General features: G+C 48.6%; 21 protein-coding genes. 11 read left to right on the forward strand and 10 right to left on the reverse strand.

The genetic code is table 11. The annotated features are described in order from the left end of the window. Positions 1-6: 6 nt before the first annotated feature. The 5 genes from JHJ32_RS18905 to JHJ32_RS18925 all read left to right on the forward strand — a co-directional run bounded on the left by JHJ32_RS18905 (position 7) and on the right by JHJ32_RS18925 (position 4,167). On the forward strand, positions 7-1,416 hold the full coding sequence (locus JHJ32_RS18905; RefSeq protein WP_200122054.1) for a bifunctional UDP-3-O-[3-hydroxymyristoyl] N-acetylglucosamine deacetylase/3-hydroxyacyl-ACP dehydratase: 1,410 nt from the start codon (positions 7-9) through the stop codon (positions 1,414-1,416). Further along, complete coding sequence (gene lpxA, locus JHJ32_RS18910; RefSeq protein WP_079718488.1) at positions 1,413-2,207, forward strand: acyl-ACP--UDP-N-acetylglucosamine O-acyltransferase; 795 nt, start codon at positions 1,413-1,415, stop codon at positions 2,205-2,207. The genes JHJ32_RS18905 and lpxA overlap by 4 nt, the downstream gene beginning before the upstream one ends. A 3-nt stretch (positions 2,208-2,210) precedes the next feature. Next, entirely contained in the window at positions 2,211-2,831 is a 621-nt protein-coding gene (locus JHJ32_RS18915; protein ID WP_079718489.1) for an ATP-binding cassette domain-containing protein, read from the forward strand. Positions 2,832-2,918: 87 nt separating this feature from the next. Continuing rightward, positions 2,919-3,479 (forward strand): elongation factor P, encoded by a 561-nt coding sequence (gene efp, locus JHJ32_RS18920; protein ID WP_200122035.1) that lies wholly within the window; start codon positions 2,919-2,921, stop codon positions 3,477-3,479. A 103-nt stretch (positions 3,480-3,582) separates the two neighbouring features. After that, on the forward strand, positions 3,583-4,167 hold the full coding sequence (locus tag JHJ32_RS18925) for a 5-formyltetrahydrofolate cyclo-ligase (RefSeq protein WP_200122036.1): 585 nt from the start codon (positions 3,583-3,585) through the stop codon (positions 4,165-4,167). 363 nt (positions 4,168-4,530) lie between these two features. Here the strand turns inward: JHJ32_RS18925 and JHJ32_RS18930 are convergent, their stop codons facing one another. Together JHJ32_RS18930 and JHJ32_RS18935 are read right to left on the reverse strand one after the other, a co-directional pair. Next, entirely contained in the window at positions 4,531-5,823 is a 1,293-nt protein-coding gene (locus JHJ32_RS18930) for an HAD-IB family phosphatase (protein WP_079718492.1), read from the reverse strand. Continuing rightward, positions 5,820-6,869 (reverse strand): NAD-dependent epimerase/dehydratase family protein, encoded by a 1,050-nt coding sequence (locus JHJ32_RS18935; protein WP_233632759.1) that lies wholly within the window; start codon positions 6,867-6,869, stop codon positions 5,820-5,822. Before JHJ32_RS18935 ends, JHJ32_RS18930 begins: the two co-directional genes overlap by 4 nt. A 196-nt stretch (positions 6,870-7,065) precedes the next feature. On the opposite strand from JHJ32_RS18935, the gene JHJ32_RS18940 reads away from it, so the two are divergent. Together JHJ32_RS18940 and rmuC are read left to right on the forward strand one after the other, a co-directional pair. Beyond that, on the forward strand, positions 7,066-8,247 hold the full coding sequence (locus JHJ32_RS18940) for a formimidoylglutamase (protein WP_079718493.1): 1,182 nt from the start codon (positions 7,066-7,068) through the stop codon (positions 8,245-8,247). A 55-nt stretch (positions 8,248-8,302) separates the two neighbouring features. Continuing rightward, positions 8,303-9,667 carry a DNA recombination protein RmuC gene (gene rmuC, locus JHJ32_RS18945; RefSeq protein WP_200122037.1) on the forward strand — a complete coding sequence of 455 codons (1,365 nt, stop codon included), beginning with the start codon at positions 8,303-8,305 and terminating at the stop codon, positions 9,665-9,667. On the opposite strand, the gene JHJ32_RS18950 is transcribed toward rmuC, so the two are convergent. The 6 genes from JHJ32_RS18950 to JHJ32_RS18975 form a co-directional block, all read right to left on the reverse strand. Beyond that, positions 9,664-10,815 (reverse strand): AEC family transporter, encoded by a 1,152-nt coding sequence (locus tag JHJ32_RS18950; protein WP_200122038.1) that lies wholly within the window; start codon positions 10,813-10,815, stop codon positions 9,664-9,666. The two genes, rmuC and JHJ32_RS18950, sit on opposite strands and share 4 nt — an antisense overlap. Before the next feature lie 95 nt (positions 10,816-10,910). Beyond that, positions 10,911-12,074 carry a histidinol-phosphate transaminase gene (locus tag JHJ32_RS18955; RefSeq protein ID WP_200122039.1) on the reverse strand — a complete coding sequence of 388 codons (1,164 nt, stop codon included), beginning with the start codon at positions 12,072-12,074 and terminating at the stop codon, positions 10,911-10,913. A 371-nt stretch (positions 12,075-12,445) separates the two neighbouring features. Then, a complete protein-coding gene (gene fabF / locus JHJ32_RS18960; RefSeq protein WP_200122040.1) occupies positions 12,446-13,684 on the reverse strand; it encodes a beta-ketoacyl-ACP synthase II in 1,239 nt (412 codons plus the stop codon). A 65-nt stretch (positions 13,685-13,749) separates the two neighbouring features. Further along, positions 13,750-16,428: a carboxypeptidase-like regulatory domain-containing protein gene (locus tag JHJ32_RS18965; RefSeq protein ID WP_200122041.1), complete on the reverse strand. Its 2,679-nt coding sequence runs from the start codon at positions 16,426-16,428 to the stop codon at positions 13,750-13,752. A gap of 41 nt (positions 16,429-16,469) precedes the next feature. Further along, entirely contained in the window at positions 16,470-17,381 is a 912-nt protein-coding gene (locus JHJ32_RS18970; protein ID WP_370584545.1) for a GLPGLI family protein, read from the reverse strand. A gap of 400 nt (positions 17,382-17,781) precedes the next feature. Next, on the reverse strand, positions 17,782-19,932 hold the full coding sequence (locus tag JHJ32_RS18975; protein ID WP_200122043.1) for a phosphocholine-specific phospholipase C: 2,151 nt from the start codon (positions 19,930-19,932) through the stop codon (positions 17,782-17,784). A gap of 245 nt (positions 19,933-20,177) precedes the next feature. On the opposite strand from JHJ32_RS18975, the gene JHJ32_RS18980 reads away from it, so the two are divergent. After that, positions 20,178-20,363 carry a hypothetical protein gene (locus JHJ32_RS18980; RefSeq protein WP_200122044.1) on the forward strand — a complete coding sequence of 62 codons (186 nt, stop codon included), beginning with the start codon at positions 20,178-20,180 and terminating at the stop codon, positions 20,361-20,363. A 21-nt stretch (positions 20,364-20,384) separates the two neighbouring features. Here JHJ32_RS18980 and JHJ32_RS18985 read toward each other — a convergent pair whose 3' ends face one another. Together JHJ32_RS18985 and JHJ32_RS18990 are read right to left on the reverse strand one after the other, a co-directional pair. Further along, a complete protein-coding gene (locus JHJ32_RS18985; RefSeq protein ID WP_079718501.1) occupies positions 20,385-21,179 on the reverse strand; it encodes a murein L,D-transpeptidase catalytic domain family protein in 795 nt (264 codons plus the stop codon). A 65-nt stretch (positions 21,180-21,244) separates the two neighbouring features. Then, the gene (locus JHJ32_RS18990) at positions 21,245-22,276 is read right to left on the reverse strand and encodes a L,D-transpeptidase (RefSeq protein ID WP_139378784.1); all 1,032 of its coding nucleotides are present in this window, start codon (positions 22,274-22,276) and stop codon (positions 21,245-21,247) included. A gap of 183 nt (positions 22,277-22,459) precedes the next feature. On the opposite strand from JHJ32_RS18990, the gene JHJ32_RS18995 reads away from it, so the two are divergent. The 3 genes from JHJ32_RS18995 to JHJ32_RS19005 are packed head-to-tail and all read left to right on the forward strand — an operon-like array spanning position 22,460 to position 24,475. Then, a complete protein-coding gene (locus JHJ32_RS18995) occupies positions 22,460-22,807 on the forward strand; it encodes a YciI family protein (protein WP_079718503.1) in 348 nt (115 codons plus the stop codon). Positions 22,808-22,853: 46 nt separating this feature from the next. Further along, positions 22,854-24,086: an RNA polymerase sigma factor gene (locus tag JHJ32_RS19000; protein ID WP_233632760.1), complete on the forward strand. Its 1,233-nt coding sequence runs from the start codon at positions 22,854-22,856 to the stop codon at positions 24,084-24,086. Beyond that, positions 24,083-24,475, forward strand: coding sequence for a DoxX family protein (locus tag JHJ32_RS19005; protein ID WP_233632761.1), 393 nt, complete (start codon positions 24,083-24,085; stop codon positions 24,473-24,475). The genes JHJ32_RS19000 and JHJ32_RS19005 overlap by 4 nt, the downstream gene beginning before the upstream one ends. Positions 24,476-24,518: the final 43 nt, after the last annotated feature.

Genomic DNA, 24,518 nt, shown 5'->3' on the forward strand with positions numbered 1-24,518 from the left:
ACAACGATGAACGTAAAACAACGAACAATCAAATCAGAAATTATCGTTTCAGGAGTAGGCCTTCACACCGGCAAACCCGTAACTATGACCTTAAAACCTGCACCAGAACACCATTGGTACAGATTCAGGCGCATCGATCTGGAAAGCCAACCCACAATTTTGGTAGATGCCGATAACGTTTCAGACACTTCCCGGGGTACGACCATCTCACAAAATGGCGCCAGCGTCAGTACCATCGAACATTTGATGGCTGCTTTGGTGGGTCTGCAGATAGACAACGTGCTTATCGATATTGACGGGCCCGAGGTGCCCATCATGGATGGCAGCTCCGCGCCGTTTGTACGGGCAATTGAGCAAACGGGCTATGTAGACCAAGGTGCAGACCGAGATTATTACGAAATTCCGCACAACATACACCACACGGAGCCCGACAGGAAAGTAGAGATGGTAGCGATGCCATTGGATGGCTATCGGTTTACCTGCATGATTGATTTTAATTCGCCCGTATTGGGAAGCCAGCATGCGTCTATCAGTGGCATTGATGAGTTTTCTAAGGATATTGCCTCCTCGCGCACCTTCTGCTTCCTGCATGAGCTGGAAATGCTGTTGCAAAACAACCTCATTAAAGGGGGAGACCTCAACAATGCCATTGTCGTGGTGGATAAGGAGGTCAGCAAGGACGAACTGCGGCACCTGGCAAAATTATTCAACCGGGAAGACATTGACGTGGCAAAAGAAGGCATACTGGATAACATTGAACTACGTCATCAAAATGAGCCCGCCAGACATAAGCTACTCGACATGATTGGAGACCTGGCTTTGGTAGGCCGCCCCATAAAGGGCCACATCATGGCTGCGCGACCCGGGCACGCTGCCAACGTGGCTTTTGCCAAAAAAATCAAAGCACAAATCAAAAAAGAAAAGGGCCGGAAATACATCAAGATATATGACCCTAACATGCCACCCCTGTACGATACGGTGCAAATCATGAAAATCCTGCCTCACAGACAGCCTTTTCTCATGGTGGACAAAATTCTTGAGCTTACCAAGACACATGTGGTGGGGTTAAAAAACGTCACCATGAATGAAGATCTATTCATGGGGCATTTCCCCGGCGCCCCCGTATTTCCCGGTGTGTTACAAATAGAGGCCATGGCCCAGACCGGAGGCATACTCGTACTAAGTACTGTACCCGACCCGGAAAACTACCTCACCTTGTTCCTCAAAATAGAAAACGCCCGGTTTAAGGCTCAAGTGAACCCCGGAGACACCATCATCTTCCGCTGCGACCTGCTGGAACCTATCCGCAGGGGCATCGCCCAGATGAAAGGAATAGGGATGGTTGGCGAAAAAATCGTCGTTGAAGCTGAGTTGATGGCTCAGATTGTAAAAGTAAAAGAGAGCCAAGTATCATGATACAACCGCTAGCATATATACACCCTCAAGCCAAGATTGCCGGCAATGTGGTTATCGAACCGTTTGTAACTATCCACAAAGATGTTGTCATTGAAGAAGGTACGTGGATTGGCTCGAATGTGACCATCATGGATGGTGCCCGTATCGGCAAGAATTGCCGTATATTTCCAGGCGCCGTTATTTCGGGAATTCCGCAAGATCTGAAATTTGATGGTGAAGAGACGACAGCCGAAATCGGTGATAACACCACCATCAGGGAGTGCGTCACCGTAAACCGGGGCACCAAGGATAAGTGGAAAACCGTTATTGGTAAAAACTGCCTTATCCAAGCCTATAGCCATATCGCCCATGATTGTGTCGTAGGAGATAACTGTATTTTTTCAAATAGCAGCACACTGGCTGGCCATATCACGGTGGGCGACTATGTCGTGCTGGCGGGCATGGTCGCTGTACACCAGTTTTGCCATATCGGCTCACACGCATTCATTGCGGGGGGCTCGTTGGTCCGTAAAGATGTACCACCTTTTGTGAAAGCTGCACGCGAACCCCTGTCGTACGTGGGCATCAATTCCGTCGGCTTGCGACGGAGAGGTTTTTCATCCAACCAAATCAATGAGATACAAGACATCTACAGGGTACTGTTTGTCAAAAACAACAACCTCACGAAAGCGTTAGACATCATTGAAGCGGAGTATAAACCCACGGAAATACGCGACGAAATACTTGACTTTGTACGAAATTCCAACCGGGGTGTCATGAAAGGCTTTGGCCAAAGTAAGGGCATACTGTAAGCCATGGAAATCACCCTTGCAGATATTGGCAGACGATTCAATCGGGATTGGGTATTCCGGCGGGTGACTTACCAATTTGTAGCAGGGCGCTGTTATGCAATCCTTGGACCCAACGGATCAGGCAAGTCTACGCTGCTTCAGGTCATTGCTTCCAGCCTTACCCCGTCTAAGGGCCAAATTCGCTATACCATCGGCGATCATTCCGTTAAGCCGGAAGCGATTTACCGGTACATCTCGCTAGTGGCTCCGTACATGGAGCTCATTGAAGAATTTACACTTGCAGAGCAAATCAGGTTTCATTTTAAGCATAAACATTACCTACACGGCGTTAATGAACAGCGCTTAATGGAACGGCTTGGTCTGCAGCATGCCAAAGACAAACAAATCCGCTTCTTTTCGTCTGGCATGAAACAACGTGTCAAGTTGGCCCTGGCGTGCTATACGGACACACCAATGGTCCTTTTAGATGAACCTACTACCAATTTGGACCACCAAGGTGTAGATTGGTATCTCGACCTCGTAGACAAAACAAAGGGCAATCGGTTGGTGCTGGTTTGCTCCAATCAGGAGAAAGAGTATGGCTTTTGTGAGCACTTAATCAACATCACGGACTATAAAGCGTGACCCGCCTTTTTGCCGGCCTTCTTGTAAATAGGGGACGTGTTTCGTATCTTTGACGACATTTAAGCAACTGTATTAAATCAAGAATCAATGGCCAAAGCTTCAGAAGTAAAAACTGGCAATATCCTGCGTTTCAACGGCGAGTTGGTGTCTGTTGAAGAGTACATCCATCGCACGCCAGGCAACCTGCGGGCGTTTTACCAAGCGAGAATGCGCAATGTGAAAACTGGGAAACTCGTCGAATACCGTTTTCGCACGGATGAAGAAGTCGAGATCGCCCGCGTTGAAACCAATGACTACCAATATCTATATGAAGACGGTGATGCATTCGTCGTGATGGATAACACAACCTTTGAACAGTTTAATATACCGAAGGCCCTTTTTGGCAGTTCGGCACGCTTTTTGAAAGAAGGTATGCAGGTGCTCGTTGCGATGGAAAGTGATGAGCCAATCATGGCGCAGGCACCTACTACGGTAGAGCTGGAAGTGATTTATACAGAGCCAGCCGTAAAAGGGGACACCTCCACAAACGCACTAAAAAGTGCCACTGTAGAGACGGGCGTGGAGATACGGGTGCCGCTCTTTGTAAACCAAGGAGATAAGGTGAAAATTGATACCCGCTCAGGTGACTACATCGAGCGTGTGAAATAAAAGAATTCAAATTTTTAGGTTTAGGTTGATTATTCGGTCTTGGGGCTCCCCGCCTCGAGGCCGATGTTTTTATTGTACCTTTGCGACAAACGTAATTGCCGCTATGCACCCAACGACTAAATCTGAGTTGCGCAAAATCTACCGCGAGAAGCGGATGCTTCTCGCTGACCAGGAGTTCAAACAGCTAAACCATCAACTGCTAACTCAGGTAAAGAAAGTGGACTTCCCGGCCCATTCAACCATCCATATATTCCTTCCAATCAAGGGCAACCATGAGCCGGACACCTATGCTATTGCTGCATGGTTAAGACAACGTTTTCCACATGTGCGCCTCGCGTTATCCAAAAGCAATCGCACCAACCTATCGATGCAGCATTATGTTTGGGAAGAAGGCACCGTACTTAACGTTAATCACTGGGGAATCCCCGAACCCGATAGCGGCACCACAGTACCCTCCGCTGAAATCGACATTGTCTTTGTGCCGCTGCTTGCCTTCGACCGCCAGGGGCACCGGGTAGGGTATGGCAAAGGGTTTTACGATCGTTTCTTGCAGGCATGCCGACCGGACACGGTAAAAATCGGATTATCGCTGTTTGAGCCGGTCAACTCCATTGAAGATGCCGACAACTGGGACGTAAGGCTCAATAAATGTATTACGCCTTGGGTGATATGGAACTTTGGTCACTGATCAGACAAAATACAACCGACATATACTGAACAAACCGACAATTCATCGCACCATATGCCCAAGCAACGATTAGAAGAAAGCAAAAAAACACGAATCATCAAGGACAGATACGAATACCCAACAAAAAATCAAAAAAACCACCCATTTTTTCGGTTTTTAATAAAAAAAACACGAAGTTAGCCCTGAAATATCGCCGGCATCAGCTTTAGAAGTCAAAAGCACAAAACAAAATTAAAAACACACGCCCGGTTTCCCAGAATTGTCCGCGGTGTGGCCTTCATGTATTATAAACAATTCTATCGCGCCAGAGAGGGATCCCCAACTCCCTCTCTATTTTTTGGGCAGGCCTCTATCAAATGGCGGTCAATACAGCACCCTGAACTTTACAGTATTGGCTATCTGCCTCAATTGCTTAAGCAGCTGCTTATCGTACTGGGCGTCTACATCCGTCACCGCATAACCAATGTCGCCCTTGGTCATTAAAAACTGGGCAACGATATTAATTTGGTTTTCGGCAAAGACATTATTTATTTGCGCCATTACCCCCGGCACATTACGATGAATATGGAGCAGGCGGTGCGCTTTTTCAATTTTAGGCAAAATCAGGTTCGGAAAGTTGCGGCTCATGTAGGTATCGCCCTTGTTGATAAAATCCGCCATACGGCGGGGGATAAACTCGCTATTGCGTTTTTTATCCTTTTTATCGTCGAAAAGGACAATCCCCTTTTCGTTGCAGATACTCCGGTTGATACGGTGTTTGCTGTCTCCCAAATAGCCGATGGTCTTCAGTTTGTCAGCCTGTGCCAATTGCGCATCATCCAACCGGATGTCCTTGCCAAGCAGAAGCATGCCAACATCCTTTACGTATTTTTCTTCAACCGTTTCCTTTACGCGGATAGAAAAACCGTCACGCTTGAGTATGTGTGCTGCAATTTCAGGCACATCGCCGACAATAAGGCAAAGAATACGATTTTTAGGATAGGAAATGGCACGCGGTAAATCATTTACATACAGGAACTCGTCAAAACTGGGGGTAACGTGATCGGCCCGCTCGGACACACTTTTGCGTTCGATATTTTCCGTGAATGCGAAGAACCGTTCAATAAGGCCGGACTCTTTCAACTGAAAATCCGAATACCCATCACCAATACCATAGATTTTGCCTGGCAATTGGAGTTGCCGCAGAAGTTTAACCTTGCCCCCCTCTTCAGACAAAGGATTGTTTTCGTCATATCCGGTGATGTTTCCCTGCTCGTCAAAGATAAATGTATTCGCGTATACGTTGTCTTGCTTAATATGATACGGACTCACCACAGGCACAATAAACTCCTTGAAGCCGCCGGAGACAATCAACACGCCGTCGCTGTGCTTCTTAAAAAACTCCCGGTTGCGGGAGAAGGAAGGTGATACCCGCTTTTTGAGTATAGTGATAAGTTTCTTCAGGTGTTCGCGGTTTGCTTCCAACAGTTTTACCCGCCCGGAAAGGCTTTCCCTAAACGAAAGCTGCCCGTTCATGGATAGGTTGGTCAACCGTTCGATTTCTTCATAAATAAGTTCCCTGGCGGGATGATTGGCTAAAGAGATGCGGGCCAGCTCATCCAGTGCCTCCACTTGCGTGAACGTGCTATCAAAGTCAATGATATAATAATTTGTCAATGTCGTGTCGCTTTTAACAGTTCTATGCATATTTCACGTAAGGAATTGTCTATCGGTTTGAATGTGATTCCTGTCGTCTCTACAATTTTTTTATTGGAAAACTGCATTTTTTGAACGGACGACTTGGCCGTATCCTGCGTGAGGAGGGGTCGTTTACCTGTAAGCAGCGCTAATACCCCGGCGGCACGCCAGGCGACGCCCAACATCCACGGTGTGGCTCTGAATTTCGGCGCGGGCCGGTTGAAGTACACACTACACTTTGTCAATAGCTCTTTGTGTGTCATATTAACGTTGCTCAGCAGAAATCGCTCCGCCGTAATGGCCGGGTTTTTCATCAGTAATATCATCGCCTTGGCCACGTCTTCCACATCGATCAATCCCACCGATCCATCGGTATAAAATTGCAGACCATCGCGCAGCATGGCAAAAATAGTCCCACTTGCGCCATTATCGGTTGTTCTTGCCGTTGGGCCGATGATGAGAGCGGGATTTACAATAACCGCATCCAGGCCCTCGGCAATACCGCGCCACACCTCCATTTCGGCTTCGTATTTAGCAATCGCATAACCTGACTGGCTGGAATCATATTCCCAGAGGTCGCTTTCGGTAATTTCCCTATTCGTCTTAGCACGGCCAACCGCAGCAATGGAACTGACATGCAACAGCCGGATCCGCTGTTCCAATGCCAGCGTCACCACGTTGGCAGTACCGCCGACATTTACGGCGGTCAGTTGTTTCCGATCGTCGGCATGGTACGAAATCAAACCTGCACAATGATATACCTGTGTTACTCCCTCAAAGGCGTCTTGCAGGGCAAAAAAATCATTAATATCAGCGTCGACCCACTGCAAGCCAGGCAAGCCGCCTAATTCAGGGGGAATGATGGACGTTTTCCGTTTTGTAGCACGGACATGCACACCGTCGGCCAGCAGCTGCTTAATCAGCGTAGAACCCAAAAAACCTGTACCTCCTGTTACTAAAACCACCGCCGTATTAGAAATAGTTGATGATGTGCCCAAAAGTAAGGGAATAAACGGAATTTTCATTCGAATAACTTGTTTTTTATCGGCAATGGGCATGCATGGGCGATGCTTGGTGGCGCCTTATCTGAACGATAGCTCGTGCGGAATACTCGAAATTTTGAGGATGCGTTGGCAAGACGACCTTTGCTGATTATGCTTGGGCAGTATGTGCATTTTGTGTAAGTTTGCAACAGTAATTTGCCAGACAACGCACGACAACATGTCCCTATCTGTTTTCTTTTCTTCCATTGTTTCACAGGATTTCACGCCGGAAACCGGTTTTCTCGGCTCCCAGATGGGGGCATCAATACAAGTCCACGAACTGGAGTTCCCTGATTTGGAAGTGGATAAACCGGATTTGGCATTGTTCGGGGTGCTGGATGACCGGATGGCCATCGGCAACTTAGGCTGTGCTGAAGCGGCAAACATCATGCGCAGGCATTTTTATGCGCTTAATCAGGGCGAGTACAAACTGCGGTTGGCTGACTTGGGCAACATCAAGCCCGGCGAAACCGTAACGGATACCTATGCCGCAGTGAAGGCGGTATGCACCGAGCTTATCAAATCGGGCATTATGCCCATTATCGTAGGCGGCGGCCAAGACATTACTTATGCACAATACCTTGCTTACGAAAAGCTTGAACAAAAGGTTGAAGTAGCGATAGTGGATTCACGCTTTGATCTCGACCAAGAAAACACCGAAAACGCTCCACTCAATTCGCTTACTTATCTTAACCACATCATTCTCCATCAGCCCGACTATCTCTTTAATTTGAGCAACCTCGCATACCAGACGTATTTTGTGAGCAGGGAGTCCATCACCATGTATGACAAACTCTATTTCAATGCAATGCGATTAGGCCTCATTACCAACGCTGTGGAACATGTAGAGCCCATCATCCGGGCGGCAGACATGATGAGCTTTGATATAAATGCGATCCGGTTTTCGGATGCTCCCGGCAATGCGTATGCAACGCCCAACGGCTTGTTCGGCGATGAAGCATGCCGCATCTGCCGATATGCAGGCATGAGCGACAAACTCACTTCCATAGGTTTTTATGAGTATAATCCCTCGTTTGACAACCGCGAACAAACAGCGATACTGCTGGCGCAGATGATTTGGTATTTTATTGACGGCTTCTACAACCGGAAGCACGATGCTCCGCTCGTTCCGAAATCTGCCTATATCACCTACCGAACATCGGTGCACAACGATGCCTATGAGCTGGTGTTTGTCAAAAGCAAGAAGTCCGACCGCTGGTGGATGCAGGTGCCTTATTCAGGCACCAAATCGGTAAACGAGCGCTACCACCTCGTCCCTTGCCGATATGAGGACTATCAACTAGCGGTGTCCGGAGAAATGCCCGACCTGTGGTGGAAAACACACCAGAAGCTGATATAGTGTCAGCAATCGGTGATCAGTAGCCGGTGGCCGGTTTTTGTTATCTTTGTTCATCATGGAATTGTACTTCATCGTTATTGCCGTTGTTGTCCTGGTCATTGCGGCCTTGCTGTTTTTCAAACGCCCGCAATCACCCACACATAACCCTGAGCAGGAACTGCTAAGGAAAGAAAAAGAAAACTTGGCTCTCCAACTGGCCCGTGCGGAGCAGCAGATTCAAAGTATGGCGGCCGAAAAGGAGCATATTACCGGCATATTGCGCGAAGAACAGCAACGCCTGTTGGGCGAACTGCAGCAGGAACGTGAGCGACTAGCCCAGGCTGAACGATCGCTGGAAAGCGCCCGTGCTTATTACAAATCACAACAGGAGAGGCTACAAGAGCAGAAAGCCGAAATTGAAACGATCAAGCAGCAGTTCAATACCGAATTTCAGGTGATTGCTAACCGTATTCTGGAAGAAAAAACCCAGAAATTTACCGAGACAAACAGTAAGACCCTCGATCAAATACTCAATCCCCTCAAAGAAAAGATTAAGACTTTCGAAGAGAAGGTTGAAAAAACGTATCAGACAGAGGCCGCTGAACGCAATACCCTCAAGGGTGTCGTGGAACAGTTAATGGAGCAGAGCCTCCGCATTAAAGATGAGGCCAACAGCCTGACAAGGGCGCTCCGGGGCGACAGTAAAAAACAGGGCAATTGGGGAGAAGTCATTCTTGAGCGGGTATTGGAGCGCTCTGGGTTGGTAAAAGATAGCGAATACCGGCTACAAGCATCCATGGCCGATGAGGACGGCCGCCGACTTCAGCCCGACGCCATCATCGACCTGCCCGATGAAAAGCACCTGGTGGTTGACTCCAAGGTATCACTGCTGGCTTATGAACGCTGGGTAAATGCGGAGACCGATGAAGAACGGGAGATTTTTGCCAAACAGCACATCCAATCGGTAGAAAACCATGTCAAAAGCCTCTCCGCGAAGAACTATCACGACCTTTACCACATTAATTCACCTGATTTTGTACTTTTATTCATGCCCATAGAATCGGCGTTCAGCATGTCTATCACATACAAAGCCGACCTGTTTAGCGATGCTTGGGACCGCAGAGTGGTCATTGTAAGCCCTTCTACCTTACTAGCCACGCTGCGCACGATAGCCAGCATGTGGAAACAGGAGCGACAGACACGCAACGTGCTTGAAATCGCGAAAGAGGCGGGGGCACTCTACGATAAATTTGTGGGCTTTTTGCAGGACATGAACCGGGTGGGTGAGCAGTTGAACCGGGCTGTACGTTCGCATGAAGAGGCCACCAAGAAGCTTGGTACCGGCCCCGGAAATGTCATTCGAAAAGTAGAAAACCTCAAAAAACTGGGTGCGAGGGCAAGCAAGCAGATTGACAATAATCTGCTTGACGAAGGCGACTAAAGCGCCACCCGCTCTTCTTGGCTCTGCGGTGCATCAAGCGTTTCTTTCCGTCGTGCCGGACGCCACTTTGCCATATGCATACGGTGGAGCAAAACCGGCGTGATGGCCATGACCAGCAAGAGCCCTCCCGTTGTAAAGAGATTCGGAATTTCCAAAAAGAAACCATTAGTGCTGAACACCGCCAGTGCGATCGTCGCCGAGAAGGGCAGCGACAAAGCCAGCACGTTGAGCGCCAATTGAGGGTTAAACGTAGGCGACGAACCAATTCGCCCGTGTTTTTCCATGGCTGACACGGTGGAAATATGAGCCAAAGGCCAAAAGCTTACAGCACTTTGGGGAAACACAATAGCAACGATTGCCAGGGTAGCCGAGAGACCCGGCATCCACAGCAAGCACACGCCACTCAACAGAAAGGTAATTCCGGCCCTGAACAAGAGTAAACTGATAATTACTCGAAATTGCGTCCATTTAAATTTGACCGTGATGCCGATGAACAGTAAGATAACGGGCGTCATCAAAGCACTCAGCATGGTTATGGGATTGCTCATAAACGTTGGCAGATCTTGAAAATGCAAACCAAAGCCCAACAAAATAAGCGCCACAAAAATCGCCAAATTTACCGGCTCTTTCATCAGCGTAGCCAACAAGGCTTTCAGGCGCTGGCGCCCGCGTACTTTGGGAGCGGTTGCCTGCTTAAAATACCAGTGCATAGCCAATAGGTAACAGAATATGAGCACATATACCTTGTTGCCCAAATCGGCGATGCCCCCAAGCGCCACGGCTTCTTTGCCCACATATTCAAGCAAGAAGGGAAAACATGACATGCCCGGCGCCAAAGATGGGATAAGCAACAACAGCGTACGCATATCCGCTCCATTACTTCGGATACCATACAATCGTGGCAATACCAGCCAGGTGGCACCGAGCATCGCAAAGTTAAATGCGACAGCCAAAAGCGGCAGCCAAATCAGGTCGGCGTTCATCTGCGTATTCATCAATGCCACAAAAATAATCGCAGGCAATGCAATGTTCAGGATCAGTATTTTAAGGGCCTGATGATGTTCGGCCTTGTGCAAAGCCTTGCGGAGCAAGAGCCCCACAACGATAAGCAGTAAAAGTGATATGGTCTTAGCTATAGCCGGATTCATTCGAGATAGTGTGTCTTAGGGCTTTACTCGGCTTGCATGTCCGCCTGCCATAGCAGGGTAAACATACAAACCGCAGGGAATGTTGAAACCGGGAATTACACGGTGATTTTCTTCAACACGTTGGTAAACAATTCCATTTCGGGCATCGTACCCATGCTGACCCTGCACCATGGTTTTTCGTCGATTTCGAACATGCGTACACTTACTCCGCCTTCGCGCAATTTTCCCTGAAAGGCTTGAGCATCGCTTTTTATGGGAAAAATAACAAAATTGGTGAGTGAAGGAATATACGGGTAGCCCAGCGTTTTCAGTTCGTTACACAAATATTCCCGGCATTCTAAATTGAGTTTACGGCTGTTCTCTTGAAAAGCCTTGTCTTGCATGCTGGCGATAGCCCCACTCAATGAGGTGACACACAAACCCATTGTACCCCTTACAATCGAGTTCAGCGACTTGATTCGCTCTGGCTGAGCGACAATGTATCCGATACGCAGCCCGGCCATCGAATGGATTTTTGAAAACGTTCGTGCCACGATGACATCTTTGCCCTGCGCCACAAGTCCCACCATCGTATTTGCCGCTGGATCCGGTAAAAATTCCAAATAAGCCTCATCAATAAACACCGGCACTTTGGCTGAGACCGTTGAGCAAAACTGCTTCAGTGCGGCCGCCGACGTAATTGACCCCAATGGATTATTGGGATTGCAGACATAGATTAGCCTGGTTTCGCTGTCTACAGCAGCGGCCATGGCGTCCAGGTCATGCGCGTAATCAGCCGTCAGGGGCACCGGTTTCCAAGTTCCGCCGATAGCCCGTGTCGTATTCATCATGGACATGTACGAAGGATCGGCCGAAACAATATTGCCGCCTTTCAGGAAAAGCGATATCGCAGTTTTCTCCAACAAATCCGTAGACCCTGGCCCCAGCATAATGTAATCGCGCGTCACACCTTCTTTTTCGGCAATCATATCAATCAGCCGTGCCGCATCTTCATGCCCGTACCGATTACCGAACCCCACGGCATCGGCCACTGCCTTGCGAACTGATTCCGATGGCCCATATGGGTTCTCATTAGCAGATAAGCGAGCTTGCATTGCCGGCGCAGTATCGTCCCACGGCAACGTGATGTCTCGCAGTATACCTTGCGGCGATGCGGTGGCTGCAGCCACCTTGTTCTTCCCCAATGAGAGGGACGGCGCTAATGCTAAACCACCAGCGGCTAGCAAGCTGGACTTAATCCAGGTTCTTCTGTTTGTCATTGTTTTGGTCATGGCCTAAATATTACCGTCAATTGTCTTCCAACAAAAAAATACCACCAAAACTTAATAAAGGTCTCCCAAAATGGAATAGCTAATGCAATATTATGGATTTATACAGACAATGCAATGACAAATGTTATATTTTTTTGGTAACTTTACCGATACCACATAAAAATCAAACAAAACAACCGAATAATAACCTAAACATAAAACAAAAACACAAAAGCAACACCCAATTCACCAAAAACCACCACCAATACTTCCAAGCAAAGTGAAACAAGATATTACAACATCTTAACAAATGCTTTACCGATTTATTTACTACCGGCAAGGCATTTGTTAATCAACTGAAAGACCCTGAAATATAAATGTTAGACTTTTTTAAAGACAACACTGGCATTATGTCCACCAAAACCAAATGCATTGCTCATAGCCGCATTGATCGTTCGCGGTAGCGGTTCGTTGGTGACGATGTGGATGCCTTTGGGAATGGCATTATCCAGGTTGTCTACATTGATGGTAGGGGGTACTACTTGGTCATTGATGGCCTTTATCGCGATTATTGCCTCGATGGCCCCGGCTGCACCCAATAAATGCCCGGTCATTGACTTGGTCGCGCTTATATGCAGGTTGCTGGTGTCACCTAAAGCAGCGACCACGGCTTTTAGTTCGCTGATGTCACCTATTGGCGTCGACGTAGCGTGCGGATTGAGGTAATCCAGATCTTCCGGAGCAATTTTAGCCTCTTCCAAGGCCAGTGTCATAGCCTTTGATGCTCCGATTCCCTCAGGATGCGGCGCGGTCATATGGTAGGCATCAGCTGTCATGGCCGCACCAACAAGCTCTGCATAAATGTGGGCTCCCCGCTTTTTAGCATGCTCATACTCCTCGAGCACCAGCGCACCAGCGCCTTCCCCCATGACAAAACCGTCTCGATCTTGATCGTACGGTCTGCTGGCATGCAATGGGTCGTCATTGCGGGCCGACATGGCCTTCATTGCGGAAAATCCGCCGATGGAAGCCGGGGTAATAGGCGCTTCCGAACCGCCCGAAACAAATACTTTCGCCTTGCCCATTTTGATGTAGTTAAATGCGTCCATGAGCGCCGTATTGGAGGTCGCACATGCCGATACCGCTGTGTAATTGATGCCCTGTAAACCGAATTTCATCGATATCATCCCTGAAGCAAGGTTAACAATAAGCCTAGGGACGAAAAATGGGCTAAACCGAGGCACATAACTTCCGGTCACATAGTTTGTCACCTCCTGTTCGAAAGTTTCCATGCCCCCCTGGCCTACACCCCAGATCACGCCAATATCAAACGGATCCACTGCAGGTAGATCCAACCCTGCATCTTCCAGCGCCTGCGATGCTGCGTATAGCGCATATTGAGTAAACAAGTCACTTCGCTTGATTTCATTCCGATCCAGGTATTTTTCGGGTGAAAAATCCTTTACCTCACAGGCAATACGGGTACGAAACCGTTCGGCATCAAACCGGGTGATTGATCCGGCACCACTTACACCGCCGAGAATATTCTGCCAAAACGTATTGACATCGTTGCCAAGGGGAGTGACGGCCCCCATGCCGGTAATGACCACTCTTGTCATGATTTTACAATTTCGGCAAAAGTAACAAAAATATACCGAACGGTATAATCTATTTCTCCGACGTATTACAAGCTGAAGATGACTTTTAATACAGCCATGCTGCCGCGTAGCTGATAGTGGCTGTATCCCAGTCGATTGGCCGACAGCGAATAGGTTTCGTAAGCGGTGACATCAGCCAGGTTAGTCAGGTTGAGTTCGATATCGGTACGCCATTTGGCTAGGGTATAGCGGATATTCGCGTCGGCGAAGAAATAGGAGATGTCATTGAGCTGCGCCTGACTGGTATATTGGTGGCGGCCGTTCACCCGGAGGAAAGTGCTTCTGAAAGGTGAGTAAGAAACGCTGACTGTCTGGTCGAATAGCCTAATTTGGCGGTCGGGCATATGGGTGGAGGCTTCTCCTGATATCAGTCGGCTGGTCGTCCAGGTAGCCACGCCGTTGTAATTGAAGTTGACTTTGTTTAAAAGCCGGGCTTCAAAGGCCGGATTTACCGTCAGCGAGCGGTTATTGAAGGGGAGCGTTTCACCGTTGAGCACCTGGTTGAAGCGGCTGGTGCCCCAGGATGCTCTCAGGCTGGCTGTCGCCCCGAGGGCAAAGATAAACTTGCTCAGGCCTGCGTTGAGGTTGACGCTGCTCACGTCGTTATCGATTGGTAGGAGCACCGTACGGGCAATGTTGTCCGTGACGACGCTCGCGGCGATGGTATTGGCAGTTGACCTGGCATAGGTGACCCCCGCATTCATGAAAAGCATGCTGATCGCACGTTGGAAATGGTACCGCAGCCCTATATTATGGCTGTCGCGCTCCTGCAAGTCAGCTTCATTCGCCTCCATGCTGCGGTAATTGGTTAGTACCGCACCCCGGAATACCCCGTTGATATTGCCCATGTGGTTGGTATAGCGATAGTCAAGCGAAAGGTAGTCTTCCCTGGTCATCATGCGTTTCAAACGCATCGACGGATTGAACAGCAGGCGGATTTTCGATTCGTCTAGGGCAAACGCATCGTCGTGATAGGCGATGCGTTGCACGGCGAGCGGAAGCGTTGCGGTGGCTTCCCACGGTCCCTGCTTGTATTCATATGTGCCGTCTAAAAAAAATTGATGCCGCTGCCAGTGCAGGTTATTGTCCTCACTGCCGGCATAAGGTGTCTCCCGGCCGTCCGTTTGGGTGAGGTGCAGGGCCGAATGCAGCCGTTGCCATTCGTTGATCACGCCGGTCCGGTAGCGCTGGCGGATCAACCCTTTGGTGAGCCGGTAGGCGGCCGATGCCCGGCTGAACCAGGAAGGGATTTCACCGAATTGGCGGATACCGGCGAACGGCACGCCAGCGTTCAGCACTTCTTCGTTGATGCCGGGTGTAATGATAAGCGTCTGGGGCTGATTGAAGTGATTGACATACCAATACAGGTTGATCACGTTGCCGTTTTTCAGCGCCGGCGTGTACTCCAGCGTGTTGGCAAAGTCGCGTAAGCGGTTGTGCAGGCCTTGGCGCATGTCCATGTCGTTGCTCAGTAAGGCAGACGAACCCATATCGCCTGAATAGTTCAGCTTGAATACGTTGTTGAAATAATGCCCTTCTTCATTGGCCATGGCGGTGAGGCTAACACCGGTGAGAAAGGGATCGCGGCCAATGTCCTGCCATTCGCTGTAGCGAATGGTATCATTGCCTAGGTAGAGTTCGCTCCAACTGTTGTATGCCATGTCGTTGCCATCCAGCAGGCCGTTGATGTTTGCCTTTAGCTGAAGCCCATTTTTCAGGTTCACGAGGTTGTTGAGGTTGAGCGACCCGGAGTTATTGAAGTAATAACGCTGCTTGGGCAGTGGCGGGTTACCCGCGGTGCCCGACGAGAGCAGCGCCTGCGGGCGGGAGTTGCCGGCGCCTGTCAGCATATCGGACAGGCCGAATGCCGTGAAGTCGGACGCAAGGTCTTCGCCCACGTTGTTGCCCTTGACCACGTTGAGCATCTTGTACTTCTTGTTGAAGAGGATGGAATTCAGCTCGCTGTCATATTGGTGGGGCAGGCCGGCGCCTGCTTTGACCTGCCCGGTGAGTTTGAGACGTGCCTCATCTTTGATGACGAGGTTGAGTGCCACACGGTCGCTGAGGGTTTTGTTTTTGAGCACTTTCAGCGGCTGGTGGTTCTGCAGCACCTCCAGCTTCTGCACCATGGCATGGGGGATGGTTTTCGTGCCGATGGCATATTTGTCGTCGAGCAGGTCATCGCCGTCGATGTAAAAGTTGGAGATGTTCTGCCCGTTGTATTTGATCTGTCCGCTTTCACTCACCTCCATGCCCGGCATACGTTTTAGTACATCCCCGATGCTGCGGTCTTCTGCCTTGGCAAAGGAGCCTACGTCATAGCGGAGTGTGTCGCCGCGCGTATCGATGCGGGGGCGGCTTTTTACCTTCACCTCTGAGAGGTCGATGGGTTTTTCCTGGAGAGTAATGTCATAGTGGCTGCGTTCGCGCGAAATCGGCAGGTTTACGCCCGCGTAGCCAAGGTGATTGACCAGCAGGTGGAGGCTGTCTAAGGGCACTGCGGCAGGCAGGACAATGCTGAAATTGCCGCTCGCATCACTGGTTTTAAAGACCACAATGCGGTCCTGCGGATTGCGCACGGTCACACTGGCATGGGGTACCGGTTTACCGTCAGTAGTTTTGAGCGAACCCTGGATGGTTTGCTGTTGAGCGAGCACACCCGGACCCAAGCAGAGGATGAATAAGGTAACCAAACATCTCGTCATATATACAGTCTGCTATTTTTCCGACAGTCCGAAGGGTACAATCAACGGTTATCTTCCAGTTCAAGGGGGTTATTGTCCACGGGAGATATCTGCGTATTGTCCTTTTTCACATTGACGCTTTTGATGCGGGAAGGGTCGATAGAAGCCATCGCGTTTCCTCCGCCTGCTCCCACGCGTACCACGGGACGCCCGCTGCCTCCCCCCGCCGTTGCTGTGCCTTGCGAGCGGGCATTATGTGCTGCCTGGGGGTTTCTTTTATACGCTTCCACCAGCTTATCCAGCGCTTTTTGCGTGGTCGGGATTGCGTTGTCGGGAAGCAATACCGCGGCTTCGCTTTCCTCAAAGGTCTCGAAACCCGCGTAGCGGAAAACCACTTCTTCCCGGCTGTCCTCGGCTTCGAGAATCAGGCCCGGAAGTCCCTGCAGCTTCCAGGGACCGGCCTGAAAGGGCACTTCCGTGGTAAACCACGCCGTGTATTCCCGGCCTTTGAACCGGCCGGTGGCTCTCTGTGCCGTATAGCCGCCAATCTCCTTGGTCTCGTCGGATACGTGCCAGTCAATAGCCGGATAATCTTTGTCCACCAAGTATGTTTCCCCTGCCACACGGGATAGCTGCTTGAATGCCTGTGTTCCCGGCTTCGCGTAGTATGACTCCTGTGTGGTGCGGCCGCTTCCGGTGATGGTGAGGTTGCCGTCGAACGAAGGGTCTTCCAGTTGCTTTTGGATTTGCTGGTTGATCTGTTCGCCCGTATTGGAACCGTAGAGCGAAGCATGCTGCCCGATGTAAAGCACCATTTCCTCTTTATGCGGCTTGTCGGGTTGCAGGGTGTCGTTGATGTGCGTGAATTCATAAAGCACGCGGGCAAGCGCCGGTTCGCTTTGCTGCGCTTTGGTTGTTGTTGCCAAACATCCTGTAAATAATAGAAAACAAAAACACTTCATTTTTATTCGCATAACATTTGTTTTTTGTCAGACGCGTCCATTCGCGCCACTTAAATCATTCCGTTTATCAGTCTACATTATAGATGAAGTCTCATAATATAGCCTACCAAACATACTACGAAAATATAGTAATATTACGAAACAAACAAATTAAATACGAATTACTCGTAGATTAAATGATCGGCATCTCCCACCCGGCTCTTGGCTACTTGTATTGCATCCCCACCCGCCAGCGTCGAAAATATGACCGAAATCGTAGAACAGCTAGGGTAAACAACGCGTTGATACTAAATTCTGCAATGGCCGAAAACGACTCATAGTTGGGAGCCGCCGCCCAGCCAAAGCCGATCCTGGAAGGTATACTTGAGCCATCGGGCCGGTTGATCGAAATGCAGTTAATTTACAACCGGTACTATATTTCAGTTGCCATCGCAGGGTCGCTAATACTGTGTTTACCAGTTTCTACCCTCCCGGCGAACCGGTGCAAAAAGCCGGCTTTAGTTTTTATGGTAAAGTCGTACCAGTTGCCGCTTTCTCTAAGGCCGATGTATTTTCGCAGCAGTTCTCCCGCGCCCAAGGAAACGACCTCAGCCTTTTTATAATCGTACGCATTGGCTACTATTTCGATGTGCATCGGAACCGAGGAACTGTTCCGTAGCAAAACGAAAATACCACCGTTTATCTGGTCATACTCCAGTTGAATTTCTGGTTCGTCATCATTGATATTCCCCGAGAATTTGTGAAAATAACCGTTGGGACCGTATACCTCTAAGTCATAGCAGCCATTGCTATCGATCACATCCCATTCATCCATTAACGATTTCGTCGCTTCCACCGTGTAGCGCCGGGGTATCTTATCCAGCCGGTTCATATCATATACATGGTATACCGCGCCTTTATGTCCCTTGTTTTCAAAAACCAATCGTACCTGCCTATCGTCTTGCAGGTACTTCAACGTGCAGTGCAGGCGGTAGGGAAGTGCTCTTGAAGGGCGGCTGCCCCGTTCTTGATACAGCCGGGCGGGTTGTTGAGGGGCTGCCGCAGTGGGTAATGCCCGGGAGGCTGCGTCCTTCTTCTCGAACCCAGAAGTATCCGGCATAACAGGAGTTTTCGGATCATTCGGCGTGACAAAATCAAATGCCGATGTGAGATCACTGCTGATGGCGCGATGCCACGGAGAAATAGCGGGAATGGTAATACCAAACCTTTTCTCAATAAATTGCCCTACTGATGTGTGATCTGCTACGGCAGAATCTACCCATCCGCCCTTGCTCCAAGGCGACAGGATGTACATCGGAACCCTCGGTCCCATACCCCAAGGTCGTAAATTGCCGGAGATGGTGTCTCGTTTATCGATGTAGACACGCTCGGCCTCCATATCATCAAGGTTGTCTTTGTCATTATGAAAGTACATGCCTGCCAACTCCAGCGTCGATTTACCTGCAAGTGTCCCATCCAGGTTGTAAGAAGGCACCGAAGGTGCCGGCAGGTGATCGAAAAGGCCATCATTCTCGTCAAAGGTCAGAAAGAAAACAGTCTTGCTCCAGACCTCCGGATTGGATGTAATGGCCGAAAGAACCTGATGCGTAAAGTTGGATGCCCGATAAGGACTCGAGGGTGCCCCCGGATGCTCAGAGTTGCTTTGTGAAGGCAATATCCAACTCACCTGCGGCAGGCGATTATTTTTGACATCATTGGCTAGGTCTTCAAGCGACCAATGCCGCATACCATTTTCGTAAATAGGATCACCAGGCTTGGCATTTCGGAAGCTCTCAAATGCCAAGCAGCCATGCATGGCTCCTGTCCAATTGTCATTGGGATCTTGATATATGCGCCAACTAATCCCGGCCTCCTGCAACACATCCGGTATGGTAGGCCATGAGAAGGCACTCCCCTGATACGTGTAGCCCGGTTCGGGCATCTCCCCTTCTATCCAACACCGTAAATTGACCGGCTCCGAATCTGCATCAGTGCAATTGATGCCTGCTGCACGCTTGTCCGGGTCGTGTACAGACCCTGACCAGAACACAATTCGGTTAGGATCCGTACCCGTGGCGACGGAGCAATAGTAGGCATCACAAATTGTGAAATATTCCGCCATGGCATATTGAAAAGGAATCTCCTCTCTGGTATAATAGGCCATGGAATAGGGGGTCTTGAATAACGGCCAAAATCCATACTTGCCTTGATTCCAGGCTGCTTGGGTATCCGGAAAGTTATGCGGAGTACCACTGATAAATGCTGCGTTTGATTTTTTCGCATCGGCCCGGTACGGTGGTACTATTTTCTCGCCGTCTGACTGATGAAAAGCACGCTGACCGCTTTCGAGTGGTATCGGAAATCGATCACCAAACCCGCGAACGCCCCTCATGGCACCAAAATAATGGTCAAAAGACCGGTTTTCCTGCATGAGGATGACGATGTGCTGTACGTCTTTGATGGAGCGGGTAGCGTTGTAGGCTTCTACGGCCAGTGCTTTTTGTAAGAGTGGCTCCCAAATGGTTGTCGCCAGTCCCGCTGTGGCGGACAACTTGATGAAATCTCTCCTGTTTAACTTGGACATATGCGTTTAAAAAGGTTGAAATAGCGCTTAAAGATAAGATAAAAAGTCTTAAAACGGGTAAACGACGGTACTTGCCAAAGGGCAATAAAACGAAACAACTTGAACTTGCAAACAGGCATGGATATTGCGGCGTTAAACCAACAGTTTGGATTAAAGCGAAAGCGCACTGAAGGCGAAATGATTAAGCAGTCATGTCTTTAATCATTAAGGTTCTGCCCGACCATTGAAGACTAACACATTAACGGATGAATATCAAGCGAATTTTTGGCACCATACTTACCGTTTTGGGTATAGGTGGGCTTATCTACACCGGTGTCATGGTAGTACAACAGAGCAACCAAGTACGTGAATTGATTGTCGTGGGCATCCTGGGCCTGATATTTTTCTCATCAGGTATCTCGTTGATCCGTAATACCAAAGACAAAGAATGAGTTTTTCTGCGTTGGGCCTTCTTAATTCACCATCGTATTCGGTGCGGTCTGCCCCGAGCTCGCCTTTTCATTTTGCGCCAGCATCGTTTTTGAACGCTGGCGTTCGTGATTTTTCAGCACACTACTGTTGGCCATGTATTCTTCACTTCCTGCATAAATAAAAAGCAATGATCCATTCTTAATGGTATCAATGATTGGCCGATTCAGCGCTCTGGGCAACGCTGGACAACCATAGCTTCTCCCCAGTCTCCCAGTAGCACGTATCACGTCTTCGCTGCAATAGTCTGCACCGTGGATGACTACCGCCCGGGCCATCGCCTGATCATTGATGCCGCGCTCCAAGCCGGTCAGCCGAAGGGAATAGCCATTGCCCCCTTGATAGGTTGCATCGGTCAGATAAAACCCGAGCGAACTTTGCAAAGAACCATGTTTATTGGAAAATTTAGTAGCGTATTTCCCTCCACTGTTACGGCCGTGGGAAACGATGGTATGAAACAGCATTTTTTTGTTTTTCATATCCAACACATACATTCTTTTTTCCGTGGAAGGCCGAGTAAAGTCGATTACGGTAAGAATATCTTTATTTTTGGCTGGAATTGTTTTATAACCGATCATCGCTTGCTCAAAAGCCTCATAGTCAAGAATGGATTGGAGGTTCAAGCTGTCGTAGAGTCTTTGGGTTTCCGAAAATTCGGGTGATGGAATCACTGAATCGATGGGTTTGGTTTCTTTGTTTTCCGCTTTATTAACGTGAGATGGATGAAAGCCTAAGCCTGCAACAACCGCAACTATCATCATCAGCATCAACTTATTCATAGGCACTCTTCTTTACGTCAGCTACAAAGTTAGCAATAATATAAATAGCCAAATGTTAAATAATGTCAATCAATGACGATGATTAACGATTGGAAGGTCTTTGCCCAGTCGTAAATAAACTTGGCATGCGAAGACGCATTACGCACGCACATGTGTGATCGGGGTACAGTACCTAAGGTAGCGCTGTACTCGATGATGCTGGCGTCGGGGTGCTGTGTAGGGACTCCATGGATGTATCCGCCGTTGGTAAAACGGCTTGCATGTGGCGCATAGCCCTGTATGGTTTTAGTTCCATCTTTCAAGTATAACATTTTTGGTTTCTTTTCCTGTAGCACAAAGATACCAACCGGGGTCTCCATCGAGTATGGAGGCTTATGCACCCCCGACGTGGCCGGGTTCATGCTCAATATCCGCCAAGACGCTTCTTCGGAACGTTCGATGGTGCAGATATTTTGATTGGTCACATCCACCACAATGACATGGTGAAACGTCACGGTGTCGCCAATGACCTTTACATATCTTTTGGGCACTTCCCAGGTACCTTCGAAAGATATACCCGTTATCTTGACCATCGGGATGGTGTCACTGCTCAACAATTCAACCAACGAACCGTCCCGGCCGTATATGATGGGAACATCGCTATTGCCTTCGCGATACAGCGGCACGGACTGGTAACGCTCGGTCCCCAGTGTGTCAGATACGCGCTTGTAGGCATTCCGTACGTAGTTTGCCACAACGGGCGCTTCGCCGTTTCTGTTTTTATAATTCTGCAATACCGCATATTGCTTGTTACCTCGTTGAAAATTATCCACATACGCAAGTTTCTCCTTGATTTTATCCCATTGGAATACCCGAACCGTATCCTTGTAAGGATACTCATCGGCAAGTGTATATTGATCATAGGCCAGATCTTTGGAAAGTTGGATATCATCAGCCGTCCGTGGGCGCCTGCGCTCCTCTTCTTCGGCTAATCTTACTTGTTCTAATGAATCTGCTTTTCGCCTTTCCGCTTCATCCTGTGAATTCTCGCGCTGATGGTTGCATGAAAAAATAAACGGTACAACAAAGAAAATGACTGGATACAAAAATAATCTCATGTAGTTAAACAAATTTGGCACCATCGATGCATATTATCAAAGATATATAAAAGGTTTGCGTTCATTCCAATTGCCACTAAAAGTGTACCTTTTAAAAAAAATATTCCGAACTTGTCCAATGATAACCGTATCAATCCTTATTCAATTGTAATTCGTATATTCAATCGTTTAACATCAAAGACCATGAAAGAGTTTATGTTTCTTTTTCGTTTGCCCTTTAATACCGACGAAAGTGAGGTGACCCCTGAAAAAATGCAGGAACTTGGCAAAAAATGGAATGACTGGGTAGGCAGTATCGCGGCGCAAGGAAAAGTGGTAAACGCCGGCCCCCGGCTCGAATCTACAGGCAAAGTGCTGAAAAAAAGTGGCGTGGTGACCGATGGCCCTTTTGTAGAGGTGCACGAAATGCTGGGCGGCTTTCTGCGGATTAAGGCCGATAACCTGGAAGAAGCCACAACGCTGGCCCACGGGTGCCCCGCCATCGATCAGGGCGGCAGTGTTGAGATTAGGCCTGTGTACGAACAACATTAAATAAATAAATCAAAACCGGCGGTTTGCCCGCAGGTTTTTGCAGTTGATGATGGATAACGACACCGGAATTATTGCAAATTTGTTCCGCGAGGAATTTTCCAAAATGGTCGCTGTGATTAGCAAACGGTACGGTTTGCAGCACATCGAAACCGCGGAAGACCTTGTCAGTGAAACGTTTGCAACAGCGGCTGAATCTTGGAAGGAGGGCGGGCTACCACCCAACCCCACTGCGTGGCTCTATACCGTTGCTAAACAAAAAACAATTCACTACTTCCGTAGGAACAGAATCTTAGCGGACAAAGTCATCCCCCAATGGGAAAGCAAGTTGGAAATGGCGGAAGAAATGGCTGAGGTAAATTTTTCTACGCAGCAAATAAAAGACAGCCAATTGCAAATGCTCTTTGTTGTTTGTAATCCAGCCATTGCCAGCGAAGCGCAAATAGGCTTAGCGTTGCGGATACTCTGTGGCTTCAGCATCGAGGAAATTGCCGAAGCGTTTTTTACCAACAAGGAGACTATCAATAAACGGTTATTCCGTGCAAGAGAGAGGTTGCGAGCGGAAAAAATCAAGATGGAGTTTCCGCCCAACAGCGAAATTAACACCCGTCTGGACAATGCGCTGCACATTATTTACCTGCTATTCAACGAGGGATACTATTCGAAAACCAAAAATCAGATTTTGCGGGAAGAATTATGCCATGAAGCCCTGCGATTGGGAGTCTTACTTATTGAGAATGAAAGCACCAACACACCTAAAACCAATGCGCTCATGGCGCTGATGTGCTTTCACGCTTCCCGGTTCAGTACGCGGCAAACCAGCGAAGAGGATTTTGTACTGTATGAACAGCAGCATGCATGTAATTGGGACAAAAGTCTAATCCGTCAAGGAATGTATTTCCTCGGCCGGTCGGCCGCAGGTAACGAAATCACTTCCTACCATCTCGAAGCCAAAATAGCCTCCTGCCATTGCACTGGAACAGACACAAGGGAAAAATGGGAAGAGGTCCTGCAACTTTATAATCAATTGCTACTGATCAACTATTCGCCTGCCGTGGCACTCAATCGCACCTATGCCTTATACAAAGCTGACGGAAGAGAAACGGCATTGAAAGAAGCTAAGAAGCTCAAACTGGTAAACAGTCATTTTTATTTCGCCTTACTCGGCGAACTCTACAAAGGCGTCGACGATAAAAAGGCTATTGAAAATCTTCGACGCGCATTTTCCCTTGCAAAAACGGAGACGGAAAGAAAAATTATTTTAAAACGAATGCAAACATGATGACAAAGCGAAACAAAATCCTTTATTGGATTGCCACCCTTTGGCTGGCGTTGGGAATGCTCTCAACAGGAATCGTGCAATTGATTAAAATGGACGAAGAAGTCGAAGCAATGAAACACTTGGGTTATCCGGACTATTTGCTGACTTTGCTTGGGACTTTGAAAATTCTAGGGGTGGCCGTAGTCCTTATCCCCAGATTTCCCTTATTGAAGGAATGGGCTTACGCAGGTTTTTTCTTTGCGATGTTGGGGGCTATATTTTCGCACGTCGCATCCGGTGATTCCATAATGGAACTATTTGGTCCCGTGTTATTGCTAACGCTGACCGCGCTGTCGTGGTATTTCAGACCGCCAGCCAGAAAAGTTTCTATTAACCATAAAATGAATTAACTTCGGTCACTTATGTACTGTCACCAGCAAAGACGACAAACAG

The organism is Parapedobacter sp. ISTM3, from assembly GCF_016533505.1.
Taxonomy (GTDB): domain Bacteria; phylum Bacteroidota; class Bacteroidia; order Sphingobacteriales; family Sphingobacteriaceae; genus Parapedobacter; species Parapedobacter luteus.

Coding starts and splice junctions, on each gene's coding strand:
- JHJ32_RS18905 (WP_200122054.1), top strand. CDS start 7: ATGAACGTAAAACAACGAACAATCAAATCAGAAATTATCGTTTCAGGA.
- lpxA (WP_079718488.1), top strand. CDS start 1,413: ATGATACAACCGCTAGCATATATACACCCTCAAGCCAAGATTGCCGGC.
- JHJ32_RS18915 (WP_079718489.1), top strand. CDS start 2,211: ATGGAAATCACCCTTGCAGATATTGGCAGACGATTCAATCGGGATTGG.
- efp (WP_200122035.1), top strand. CDS start 2,919: ATGGCCAAAGCTTCAGAAGTAAAAACTGGCAATATCCTGCGTTTCAAC.
- JHJ32_RS18925 (WP_200122036.1), top strand. CDS start 3,583: ATGCACCCAACGACTAAATCTGAGTTGCGCAAAATCTACCGCGAGAAG.
- JHJ32_RS18935 (WP_233632759.1), bottom strand. CDS start 6,869: ATGAAAATTCCGTTTATTCCCTTACTTTTGGGCACATCATCAACTATT.
- JHJ32_RS18940 (WP_079718493.1), top strand. CDS start 7,066: ATGTCCCTATCTGTTTTCTTTTCTTCCATTGTTTCACAGGATTTCACG.
- rmuC (WP_200122037.1), top strand. CDS start 8,303: ATGGAATTGTACTTCATCGTTATTGCCGTTGTTGTCCTGGTCATTGCG.
- JHJ32_RS18950 (WP_200122038.1), bottom strand. CDS start 10,815: ATGAATCCGGCTATAGCTAAGACCATATCACTTTTACTGCTTATCGTT.
- JHJ32_RS18955 (WP_200122039.1), bottom strand. CDS start 12,074: ATGACAAACAGAAGAACCTGGATTAAGTCCAGCTTGCTAGCCGCTGGT.
- fabF (WP_200122040.1), bottom strand. CDS start 13,684: ATGACAAGAGTGGTCATTACCGGCATGGGGGCCGTCACTCCCCTTGGC.
- JHJ32_RS18965 (WP_200122041.1), bottom strand. CDS start 16,428: ATGACGAGATGTTTGGTTACCTTATTCATCCTCTGCTTGGGTCCGGGT.
- JHJ32_RS18970 (WP_370584545.1), bottom strand. CDS start 17,381: ATGCGAATAAAAATGAAGTGTTTTTGTTTTCTATTATTTACAGGATGT.
- JHJ32_RS18975 (WP_200122043.1), bottom strand. CDS start 19,932: ATGTCCAAGTTAAACAGGAGAGATTTCATCAAGTTGTCCGCCACAGCG.
- JHJ32_RS18980 (WP_200122044.1), top strand. CDS start 20,178: ATGAATATCAAGCGAATTTTTGGCACCATACTTACCGTTTTGGGTATA.
- JHJ32_RS18985 (WP_079718501.1), bottom strand. CDS start 21,179: ATGAATAAGTTGATGCTGATGATGATAGTTGCGGTTGTTGCAGGCTTA.
- JHJ32_RS18990 (WP_139378784.1), bottom strand. CDS start 22,276: ATGAGATTATTTTTGTATCCAGTCATTTTCTTTGTTGTACCGTTTATT.
- JHJ32_RS18995 (WP_079718503.1), top strand. CDS start 22,460: ATGAAAGAGTTTATGTTTCTTTTTCGTTTGCCCTTTAATACCGACGAA.
- JHJ32_RS19000 (WP_233632760.1), top strand. CDS start 22,854: ATGATGGATAACGACACCGGAATTATTGCAAATTTGTTCCGCGAGGAA.
- JHJ32_RS19005 (WP_233632761.1), top strand. CDS start 24,083: ATGATGACAAAGCGAAACAAAATCCTTTATTGGATTGCCACCCTTTGG.